Source organism: Pantoea sp. X-Soil-TKNS-1279 (assembly GCF_059730565.1).
In genome coordinates, this window is record NZ_AP035952.1 from 217,796 (window position 1) to 226,117 (window position 8,322).

At 46.3% G+C, this 8,322-nt stretch carries 5 protein-coding genes; 1 reads left to right on the forward strand and 4 read right to left on the reverse strand.

Annotated elements, in window-relative coordinates; translation table 11 throughout:
* Nucleotides 1-608: 608 nt before the first annotated feature.
* The 3 genes from AC6I8N_RS26900 to AC6I8N_RS26910 form a co-directional block, all read right to left on the reverse strand.
* Entirely contained in the window at nucleotides 609-1,607 is a 999-nt protein-coding gene (locus tag AC6I8N_RS26900; RefSeq protein ID WP_497831758.1) for a RepB family plasmid replication initiator protein, read from the reverse strand.
* Between the two features lie 888 nt (nucleotides 1,608-2,495).
* Complete coding sequence (locus AC6I8N_RS26905; protein ID WP_497831654.1) at nucleotides 2,496-2,813, reverse strand: hypothetical protein; 318 nt, start codon at nucleotides 2,811-2,813, stop codon at nucleotides 2,496-2,498.
* On the reverse strand, nucleotides 2,810-3,436 hold the full coding sequence (locus AC6I8N_RS26910; RefSeq protein WP_497831655.1) for a division plane positioning ATPase MipZ: 627 nt from the start codon (nucleotides 3,434-3,436) through the stop codon (nucleotides 2,810-2,812). Before AC6I8N_RS26910 ends, AC6I8N_RS26905 begins: the two co-directional genes overlap by 4 nt.
* 1,220 nt (nucleotides 3,437-4,656) lie before the next feature.
* On the opposite strand from AC6I8N_RS26910, the gene AC6I8N_RS26915 reads away from it, so the two are divergent.
* Nucleotides 4,657-6,966: a molybdopterin-dependent oxidoreductase gene (locus tag AC6I8N_RS26915; protein WP_497831656.1), complete on the forward strand. Its 2,310-nt coding sequence runs from the start codon at nucleotides 4,657-4,659 to the stop codon at nucleotides 6,964-6,966.
* 215 nt (nucleotides 6,967-7,181) lie between these two features.
* Here AC6I8N_RS26915 and AC6I8N_RS26920 read toward each other — a convergent pair whose 3' ends face one another.
* The gene (locus tag AC6I8N_RS26920; protein ID WP_497831657.1) at nucleotides 7,182-7,529 is read right to left on the reverse strand and encodes a hypothetical protein; all 348 of its coding nucleotides are present in this window, start codon (nucleotides 7,527-7,529) and stop codon (nucleotides 7,182-7,184) included.
* Between the last annotated feature and the right edge of the window lie 793 nt (nucleotides 7,530-8,322).

Consider the following 8,322-nt stretch of genomic DNA (forward strand, 5'->3'; position numbering starts at 1 on the left):
ATCCTGACGTTTACTGCAACGTTCCTGTTCGCTCTCTACAGCTTATATATAAACTATAGGGAGCAACTTTATACGGCGGCGCTACATAAGCTAGAGTGAGTAAAGATAAGCTGTAGTGAGTACAGTGCGCAGTCATCTCGCCTCAGCACAAATGTTAGTGACCGCTAACAACATATAAATCATGTAGTTATATGTTAGTAGTTACCAGGGCGGTAGCGCAATATAAGCTATAGCAAGTAGGCTACTCCTCTCATGCTATATATAAGCTATAGGGAGTAATTTACCTCACCTGTCAACTTCCCGATAAGCTGTAGTGAGTAGTTTTGGCCGATGAGGATAGGCAGTATAAGCTGTAGTGAGTAAATAATGTGATGCCCTACCCCTTTGCTTAGAGCCGGGAAGTCCTTCTGCTCACTACAGCATATGTTATAAGCTATAACGAGTAGAATACATAAACTATAGAGAGTAACTGCGACTGATCAAACGTGATAAGATGATGATAAAAAAATGATAAATCAGGATATTAACCGGATAAGATAAGCTGCAGGGAGTGTAGCGTGAGGTAACATAAGCTGGAGTGAGTAACCTACTCACTCCAGCTTATCGGCTTATTTACCTTTGAAGAGTTTTTCGAGATCGGCCATCGAAATGCCTAATTTATTCAGAAGGTTGAGCTTTTCCTGAAGCTCCGCATCAACAGGTTCAGCTGGCGTGACAGGCACTGGCGGTTGTGAGTTTTCAGAACTCTCGTTCCTGGGCGCTTTCAGTTTTGGCCGACGATAATGCACATTAAAATAGACGCTACGCCCTCGTTGCACCTCGGAGTAATCGAGATAACCAATCTCCTTAAGCTGCTCCATAGCGCGCCGTACCGTCTGGTTTTGCGAAAACACCGGTGACTTCAGGTTCAGCCTGTCACGCAAGCGCGCCAGTGAGATTGGTGCCGGGTTCTTGGGCAGGCTTTCGATATAGGTGTACAGCGCCTGAGCAGACTCTCGTCGCTTCAGTGCATTAATCGCTTTAAGCTGCAAAAGCACCTTACGATCAAACTCATACAGCTCAAACAGTTTGGGATCCGCTTGTAAAATCACGATATCTTTTTTGGTATCGTAATAGGCTGACTGAACCAGATGCGTGATGTATTCCTTACCATCTTCCCCCATATTGCTGGTGAAGGAGATCGTTGTCGCTGCGATGCGCTTCAGAGACGGGCTGATGCGCTCTCTGAGCTTTTTGGAAGAACGACTGGAAGGGATTCCGCAGAGTTTGGCAAATTCAACGAAGGGAAGCTGAACCTTGTCACCGATGACTTTATGTTTGGCAAAAGAGTGAATGATCCCGACCCAGGTCTTGAAATCATTGTCCATATCCAGGCGTGGACCGACGATCTCGACCTTATCAAATCCCTCTGCTTTTGCCAGAGAAAGTCGGGTCAATTCTTCCGTTGCATCTGTGGTAGAAAAGGTTTTGTTTTTACTGTTTTTCAATGACTTAAGTGTAGGGACAAATACACCGAGCCTCATCAATGCAACCGGCTGAACAGTATTATTTGCATTCGGCGTTAGCGTGATCACCTCACCTGTAATTTTGTCCGTTTCTTCAAACAATTTCTTGAGGTCAAGATTTTCGCTGTCCACAGGCTTTCTCACGGTTTTCGATGATGATCGACAAAAGGATCGAGACATCTGGATTTGTGAATGACAGAACAACAACTCACGCAGGGCGAGCCTAATTGCATGAAGACAGAAAGAAAAAACTATCCACAGCAATATCTGTGTTCAAGGCGTTTGACTCACTATAGCTTATGTCGTTTTCTAACTACAGCTTAGATTTAACAATCTATAGCTTATTGTAATCTGCCTATAGTTTATAATTTACTTTCTATAGCTTATGCAATACCCCTTTCAGGCCAGAACTGGTGCGGCCTGGCGCGATCGGGGATCTCTTTGGGATCTATATAGGATCTAAATTGGATCTAAATTACTGGGATCTGGACGGTGGATAAGTGGATATCTTGCTGAGCGCTCATAGCTATTCTGAAGCTTATGTGAAAAATGCGAAGTCAGAATCGTTCTGCAATAGGACAAGTTTTCCTGTTGATGCAGAAATCTGGGTAGATCCTCTCACTGATAAACAGCTTTGCCGAATGTTAAGGATCAACTTACAGCTTGTCTGAAGCAATCTGAGCACATCAATGGCATCTGTAAGCGTGTGTACGGCATCCTGCGTGCCTCAATGGTCAGTTACGACAAATCCTCTTTCTTCTTCCTGAAGAAGCCCTGTAGTGCTCTACAGCGTGTTTTCATAACACCAGGAATATAAATTTATCTTCCTGATGATCATGACCGATTTCTGGCTAAGTGAAATGAGGATCGACTGGACTGAACAAATAATCCTGAATTGACAGAATCACTTTAATGAGAAGAACGAGTTACAACGTCACAAGTTAGTTATCATCTTATTAAGATAATAACTAACTTTCTTAACAACATTACTTACTGAAGTTTCGCCTTACTGATCAGTGCAGAGATCTCTTCATCAGAGAAACGCTCCAGACCAAGAATGGCAGCACGTACAATATCCGAACGATTAACCCGTGTGCCTCCGGCAAGAATTTCATTACGTATACGGTTATCAATCTCGCTAAGATTTTCGTCAGTGAAAGAGATGCTGACAGGTTTTGCTTTAGCCTTCTTCACCGGCTCAGCTTCAACTGCTTTTACGTCTGGAGCAGCATTGGGTGACAATGCTGCTGTGCCACCATTTATGAAGTCGTTTTCTCTGTCTTTCGTCACACCGGATCTGTTTCTCATAGAATGACCTCCTGGATCAGTCTTTCGACTTCATCCTTCGCTTTGCTGTTTTCTGTTTCATAGATGGTCATGGATTCAGCCCATGCATCGCGGTGCGCTTTACGATCACAAATGCGGGTATCGGCCAGTTTCATTTGTGGGAAGTCTTCCAGCACTTGAGCAGCTTCATTGCCTTCATTTACGAACATGTTGGTAGGTGTCATGTTGAGCACCAGATATCCTTTCACATCCTCATTGAAATCTTTTGCGGCTGTAAACACCGAACAGGTATGCGGCACGACATCGAGGTCCATCTGAGAGGGACGGAGTGGTGAAATAAAGACATCGGCGGCCATCAAGCCACTGCGCATCTCAGCACTGTCACGTCCGGCACAGTCAGCAATGATGTAGTCATAGGATTTTGCGTGCTCTTTTAGCATCGCTTTGATATTGCCAGAAGCACCAGTGACAGGAATATGTGGCAGCGATTCCGGGCGATTGTTGTACCAGGTCAACACAGATTTTTGGTCATCGGCATCAACAATTAACACCCTGTAGCCACGGGCAAGTAAGCCGGCGGCAATCGAAACAGCCAGTGTGCTTTTGCCAACCCCACCCTTCTGGCTTCCTAAAACGATAATCATTGATGACCTCCATTGAAGACGACAAAAACAGAAATAACTTTATATGATTATCTTAACAAGATAGTTAAATAACAACAAGGCAAGTAATTATCTTGTTAAGATAGTAAGGTGATTGAGTATAACTTAATGATATTAAACGATTGTTAAGATAATATCATATTAACATGATACGATAGCAGTCTTGTTTTGTTGTTAAGAGCTTATCTTGTTAAGATGTTTGCTTCGGTCATCTCTTACAAAGACAACTGATTTGAATGATTCCTGGCAAGACGAACGAGTATCAAATAATCAGGCTGCAATCTGGTGTCGAAGACCCTTGCTTTATTTGTCACTTTCAACCAGAAAGGCTCTGATTTTAAGCGCGCTATACCTCTTGTTATGCATTTCAGTTAAAGTGAAAGTTTGGCGTTTCTTTCCCATTTTTGCGTTATTGTTCACCCTCGTTCCGACCGTGTGTTTTATATTCTATTACGTGCCGTCAGCTGGTTTGATGGTGATGTCAGATAGGCTATTAAGAAGTTAAGATATTATCTTAATAAGATAATATCTTAACTTCTTAACTTCTTAACTTCTTAACTTCTTAACTTCTTAACTTCTTAACTTCTTAACTTCTTAGCAAGATAACACCTTACGCATCACCTTTGACACTTCTGCTGCATCAGACTGCATAAAAGCCACAGAGTGACTGTAGAGCTGAACATACTGAGCGAAGTGGCAGAAATGACATTTTCAGAGTTTAGTTAACGCACTGAACCAATTGGTTGCCCTATCATAAATGCCCGGAGGAGGTGAACAACATACGTGATAATTAAGTTGTTATTTTATCTTTTTAATATCTTGTTAAGATGTTAATTGTTTTTCGTGTAATATGATATTAAAAGATTAAGATATTATCTTAATAAGATATTATCTTATGTTCACCAAAACACATTATTTATAATAATGAACTGGGTACGGCTTGGTTACGGTTCAAATCCAAATGCTTCCTGATATGCGGCCCCGGGTATGATGTTATGCAGTGAGATAAATCGCCCATCAAACGTGTGGTGATTAACCAAACCTGTTCCGGGCATCACTTGTGAGACGGTTACCATCACACCGTTAAGCATAACCTTATGAAATAAAATCGATTAGTGCATGCACTCCCGAAAGGAAAGGGTTTGTGATACGGTATTTTCATCTTTTTCCTTCTCACATCGCACACACTGATTTATCACAACATGACAACACATCATAACCTTGCAGTAATGCACTGGGGCACCTATCGCGTATCAACCTCCGAGGGCGCATTGACTGGCATTGACCCGGTCGAGTGGGATCGTAATCCCTCGGCAATTGGACAATCTCTTGTTGGCGCAATTGATGGTCCGAGTCGTATCCGTCGCCCCGCCGTTCGTCTGGGATATCTGCAACAGGGGCGCGATGCGCGTCATGGACGTGGCAAAGAACCTTTTGTCGAAGTCAGTTGGGAAACTGCCCTGGCGCTGGTAGCCGCTGAACTCACGCGAGTAAAACAGACGCATGGCAATCAGGCGTTTTATGCAGGATCTTATGGCTGGTCAAGTGCCGGACGCTTTCATCATGCGCAAAGTCAGTTACATCGCTTTTTTAATCAGTTAGGCGGATATACCGACAGTACCAATACATACAGTCTGGCGGCGGCCGAGCGCTTACTGCCCCATATCATTGGGGAATTAGATGTGTTGCAAAAACAGCATACGCACTGGTCTTCCCTGGCGGAACATTGCGAACTTTTTGTTGCCTTTGGTGGCCTGCCGCTGCGTAATTCCCAGGTTAACGGTGGGGCGGCGAACGATCATTCGCTGAAACACTGGCTGGGCGAGATGCAGCGTAACGGCACGCATTTCATTAACGTCAGTCCGGTGAAAAATGATCTGTCTGGTGTTACGAACGCGGAGTGGTTGTCATTAAAACCCGGCAGCGATACTGCACTGCTGCTGGCGCTGAGTTATGTGCTGATTGATGAGTCCCTGTATGATGCGAGTTTTATTGCCAGTCATACCGTGGGTTTTGCACAGTATCGCGACTACCTGATGGGCGACAAAGACGGTAAAGCAAAAGACCCGGCTTGGGCGGCGCAGATCACCGGCATTGATGCGCAGAAAATCCGCGAACTGGCACGCATGATGGCGGCAAAGCGCACCATGATCAACATCGCCTGGTCGCTCCAGCGCGCGTTCCAGGGTGAACAGACCTTTTGGGCCACAGTGGCGTTAGCAGCTATGATCGGTCAGATTGGTACGCCGGGCGGTGGCCTCGGTTTCGCCTATGCCAGTACCAACCTTGCGGGTTCAGTACGCCGCACTTTCTCCGGTCCACGTTTCCCGGCTGGAACCAATCCCGTCCAGAGTGTCATCCCGGTAGCGCGGCTCTCAGATATGTTGCTTAATCCTGGTGAGGCTTATCAGTTTGATGGCAAAGAATGTACTTATCCCGACATCCGTCTGGTGTACTGGGCGGGGGGCAATGCGTTCCACCATCATCAGGATCTGAACCGACTGGTGGAAGCCTGGCGGCAACCGGATACGGTGGTAGTCCACGAGCAGTACTGGACTGCGCAGGCGAAATTCGCTGATATTGTTTTCCCGGTGACGACCTCACTGGAGCGTAATGATATTGGCAGCTCCAGCAATGATGGCTATATGATTGCCATGCGTCAGCAGATTGCGGCGCAGGGTGAGGCGCGGAGCGATTACGCCATCTTCCATGCGCTGGCGGAAAAACTGGGCTTTGGCGACAGTTTCAGTGAAGGCCGTGATGCCGAGGCGTGGATCAGATTTATTTATGACGCCTCCCGGCCGCGTGCACTGGCTGACGGAATCGAACTACCTGCTTTTGATGATTTCTGGGCGCAGGGCATGCTGGAGTATGAGCGGCCAGACCAACCGCAGATTTTGCTGCAAGCCTTTCGTGACGATCCTGAGCAAGCACCGTTGCCGACACCCTCGGGGAAAATCGAGCTGTTCTCCCAGACGGTGGCGGATTTTGGCTATGATGAGTGTCCGGGTCACCCGTTCTGGTACGAGCCGGAAGCGCAGTTGCAACGCGAAACGGCGGCGCGTTGGCCGTTGCACCTGCTTTCCAGCCAGCCACGTACTCGCCTGCATAGCCAGTATGATCACGGTAGCGTCAGCCGCAAAACCAAGATTCAGGATCGGGAACCATTGTGGTTACATCCGCAGGATGCGGCGGTGCGTAATATTCATGAAGGTAGTGTGGTGAGGGTGTTCAATGCACGCGGAGCGATTCTGGCGGGCGTCCATCTGAGCGAAGATATCCGTCCCGGCGTGGTACAGATGTCGACGGGAGCCTGGTATGACCCGCAAGATCCTCACCAGCCGGACTCACTCGACAAACATGGAAATCCGAACGTACTGACGGAAGATCGTGGCAGTTCAAGATTAGGGCAGGGATGTAGCGCGCAGAGCTGCTGGGTAGAAATTGAGAGATGGGATGAGCCGCTGCCTGCGGTAACCGCATTCCAACCACCGGCGTTTGTACCGGGATGATGCGCATTGCGAGGCGGCGCGAGTCGGTTTTCTCCGCAAGATTTCATAAGTAACACTATGATAAATAACAATAACTAGAAGGATTTTCAGCCTGAAAACTCCGTAACACAGATGCCATCGCTAGTTACTGGCATCTGTGTTAAAACGTTTCCCAATGCTAAGTAACCACTTTCGCAATAAGATCGGCGTCGAGTAACGCAATGTATCGCGCAATATCAATTTTTTGCTTCGGTCGGAAGCTTACTATATTGAGCATTTTGGATAACAGAATCGTGTACCTCAACCACCAACTTCATCTGAACGCGATCCGGTTGGCACTGAGCTAACTGAATCGACTCGTTCACCGCGCGTCTTACCAACTGAGATCTGTTGGCATCTTCCTTAATCAGACGCATGACCTGGTCCACCTCAATATTGTCCAGTAATCTTACGGTCAATTTGCATAACTGTCTTTCCAGCCTCTCCTGATTATCTTCGATGTGAGCAAACTCAAAGTTTGTCACGTCATACCAGCTTTGCAAATGAGCGATGGGTGTATTGGCTTTAATGCGATAGTAATCCACGTCTATTTCTTTGAGGGTGACCGACTCACTTAAACGCGTTGCTTTTATGGCTTTTAACAAATTTTTGACGTCACATTTCTTGAAGGTTTAATTTTGAGATAGCGCGTCCAGTAGCGCTGAAGCGGCGCGGGCTGCATTTCCTTAATGATGTGCAAAACCGTTTTGTACGAAGTATCGACTTTGAAAGGAAGTTTTGCCCGGCTCAACATCGTGTCGGAAAGAATGATGCCGATGGACATCAGGCCAAAATGTAACACGCGAGTGGAAATTTTTCCTCTGGGAAACGTGCGTGCATATTATTCACAAAGGCATTCGCGAGGGCTTGTTTGTGATATGCGTTAAGAGATTTAATCGATGTTATCCCGGCACTGTCAGGCATGGAGTGCCAGCCTTGTCGGTGTAACGCATAGGGAAAGCTCCTGAACCTCACAAGGATCTTACGTAATTTATAATTCTCCAGCACGATATTGCATTCTGCCAGCTTGTCAGCGATATCGCCTATCGAGTGATCTCTCAAATCCTTGAGCTTAATATGTCTTAGCAGTCCCTCAACCACATCAGGCGATGATGTGTTTTTGGCATTATGGTGAGTCACCAATACGTACAAATCTTTCATGGCATGATAAGAATAAGAAGCCGGCAGTTCATTACTTTGGCTCAAGCCACAAATGTGACAAGTAAAATGATATAGCGGCTTTTTTCCCGTGCGGGCGAGGCCATTGTTGAAGGCGCTGTTATCTCGAAGGTTATCGGCTTTGGCATACCATCCCCGTTAATCACAAAGTGAGATACA

What these genes read in the sequence shown, in the direction of transcription:
- AC6I8N_RS26905 (WP_497831654.1), bottom strand. Translation starts at nt 2,813, where the DNA reads ATGAGAAACAGATCCGGTGTGACGAAAGACAGAGAAAACGACTTCATA.
- AC6I8N_RS26910 (WP_497831655.1), bottom strand. Translation starts at nt 3,436, where the DNA reads ATGATTATCGTTTTAGGAAGCCAGAAGGGTGGGGTTGGCAAAAGCACA.
- AC6I8N_RS26915 (WP_497831656.1), top strand. Translation starts at nt 4,657, where the DNA reads ATGACAACACATCATAACCTTGCAGTAATGCACTGGGGCACCTATCGC.